Consider the following 2739-nt stretch of genomic DNA (forward strand, 5'->3'; position numbering starts at 1 on the left):
GTGTGCTATCTGTTTTGAGGGCATATGATTAAGCAATTAATCCATTCTTTTCTGGATGTATTACCTGTTTTAGGATGAAAAATGAGTTAGTTTTTAATGTTTGACTACAATAGTCTTTTTTTTGCCTTAAGGCTTTAAAATGGTAGTATAGGGGCGATTAGGTGCAAACGATTGCATTGTTTGACGTATAATTTTTCTTGCTCATATAGGTATCGATTAAAAGAATTGATGGTATTTGGTTATACGAGATTAGAACTTTTATTTCGTTAGTCCATCCTGTTCCATCCTGTAAGGTATAGCCAGATGTAAAGAATTTTCTTCTTTGGCTAATAGGTTTTAGTATATTGTTCAATAGGTTATTTGGCTGCAACGTGGAATTAACTCATACTGCCTTTGACTTCGGCTAATTTCTATTCGACAGACCATCACCTATTCGATATTTATAACTTCTTAATGGTTTATGATAAAAAAAATGGTCCATGTAAACGCAGACCATTTTTATATTGTTTCAACCACAGTAAACCTAAAATTGTTCCTGCCTTTTAAAGTTAAAAGCTGTTGTTCCAATTAGGATTACGGTTAGGATCGACATAGATAGCAAATTAACCCAAACTGAAGGCGTTTGCTGCGGACTATATTTTTCCAATTTATAGTCTTTAACATCTGTACTGTCCGCTGCTTTATTAAGAAAGATGCTTGGATAAAAATGCAAGCGGATCTGCTCATGATATTTTCTAACCGCCTGCTGGAAATCGAGGTGGGTATTAAGATCCGATCCAGCCATATTGTTTATCCCCAACTGGGCTTGTATGGTAGGGAAGAAAAATGCAAGCGTATTTGTAAATCGCTGTCTGGCGGCCAGTTTATTCTCAATTGCGCGCCTACTCGGCATTGCCTGATCATCGCCCATCTGTTGCATGGCATAATACCAGAACCAGCTAAAAGTTTTCTCTTGTGGGAAGGGATATTGCTTCAGTTCCGGATAATGTTCAAAAAATGGTTTCATTGTAACTTCTTTGGCCATATCCCATTTTTCGTGATAACCCTCGCGTTGGTTAATTACATTTTGCAGTGCTTCTGGCATGGGATATTTTCGGGTAAGAAAAAGGTTAAGTGATGCTGGAATTACAATACAGATAAGTACCCAAATGGCAACTAATGCCGAAGCATTAAAGTTCGATGATTTTGCTAAAGAAATGATAAAAAATGAAACTGCAAACCAGAAAGCCAGATAAAATATGATGAGTGTAGTTATTGAAAAGAAAATGAAATCTGCGGGCAAATGCAGATAAAGAACAGCTACAAATAATAGTAATAAAGCAACACAAAAAATTACGGCTACCCTAACTAAAAATTTTTGCCAGATCACCTGAAAAGACTGGTTGGTCTGCGCGCTTAAAAGCGACCAAACCCCACTTTCTTTTTGCTCCGAAAGCAAGTTATAGCTAAAGGCAATAATCACCAGGGGAAATAAAAAGATAAACACAAAACTCAGGTCCATGTTGCCCAAAAGCAGGCTTACCGGGTTATTAATATCTGTATCGTAAATCTGACCTTCTAAACCCAGCATGGTTACCGAGATTAAATAAGGGTTAATATCCCGCTGCCCATTAGCAAAGGCGGCCCAGGCATTGGGTGCATTAGCCAATGAAAATTTATTGTGGTAAAATAATAAGCCAATATCTTTACCAAAATGATCGATATTGCTGAGGGTGTTTTTCTTTTGTAACATTGCTGCTTTTTCAATTACGGCCTGTTGGTTGGCAATAAAGGTTTTGCCGAAATACAAACCGGCAAAGCCTGTAATCAGCAGCACAATGATGCCTATACATGAGGAGCTGTTTCTAAAAAACAGTTTAAATTCGAGGTTATATATACTTTTTTTCATCCTTAATAGCTATATCGTTTTAATCCACCTGGCAATGTATTGTAGCAGTAGGATCGTTGCCAATAACCAACAGGTTATAGCACTCAGTGCCAATAACTCATTTGTTATTACTGAACTTAATTTGCCAAAGTGGTAATTGAAATCAGATTGTTCAGCCCAGTTTGCCTTACTAATGGCCAAAGGTTTTTCTTCTTCTCCTGGGGCAATGTTACTGATCTTATCAATTTGTAGTTTATTCATCTTTTGAGCCAGCTGATAGCGGTAGGCTTCTGCCTGGTTCTGAAAATCAACAAAGGTGTCAAAATCAGAGGCTGTTATGGCCATCGAAATATGCTTGAGGGATAAGTAAGGGTTCATGAAACCTGCTACCTTTGTAATGCTGTTCTGCTTTTCAAAAATTTTATTCAGTTCCTTTTGGTGGTTGCTGTAAATTTTTGAGGTTATTTTTTCGCCCTCTGCCATAATATAACCACCATAGTTAAAAGGCAGTTTTTTTACATCGGTAACACCGTAAGTTTTGAGTAGTGAGTCTTTAATCGCAGCATAATGTGGGTCACCTGGATTATGGCTATCGCCCTGTTTATGGATGTCGGTAGCAATGGCATAGGCAAACTCTATTTTAGATGGGGAGGGGTAAATTTTTACGCCGATTGCCTGGGTAATCCTCGGCATAATGACCATAAAAAATATCCAGCAGGCCAATAAAGTAGTTAGGGCTGATTTAGAACTGCGTGCAAAAGCCGAAACCAAAACCGTAACAGCAGATACAATGAAGAAATAGATGGCATAGCTAAATACCAATACCATTAAGCGCAAACTGGCATCACCACTAATCTGCCAATGACTTAGTG

General features: G+C 37.9%; 2 protein-coding genes. Both read right to left on the reverse strand.

Annotation, left to right across the window (positions count from 1 at the left end):
• Positions 1-523 precede the first annotated feature (523 nt).
• On the reverse strand, positions 524-1888 hold the full coding sequence (locus tag AC1DPQ_RS23790) for a DUF3526 domain-containing protein (RefSeq protein ID WP_477580679.1): 1365 nt from the start codon (positions 1886-1888) through the stop codon (positions 524-526).
• A gap of 9 nt (positions 1889-1897) precedes the next feature.
• Positions 1898-2739: DUF3526 domain-containing protein (locus AC1DPQ_RS23795; protein WP_477611080.1), on the reverse strand; the 842-nt coding region annotated here is incomplete at its 5' end.

Source organism: Pedobacter sp. 01T416_2 (assembly GCF_056398925.1).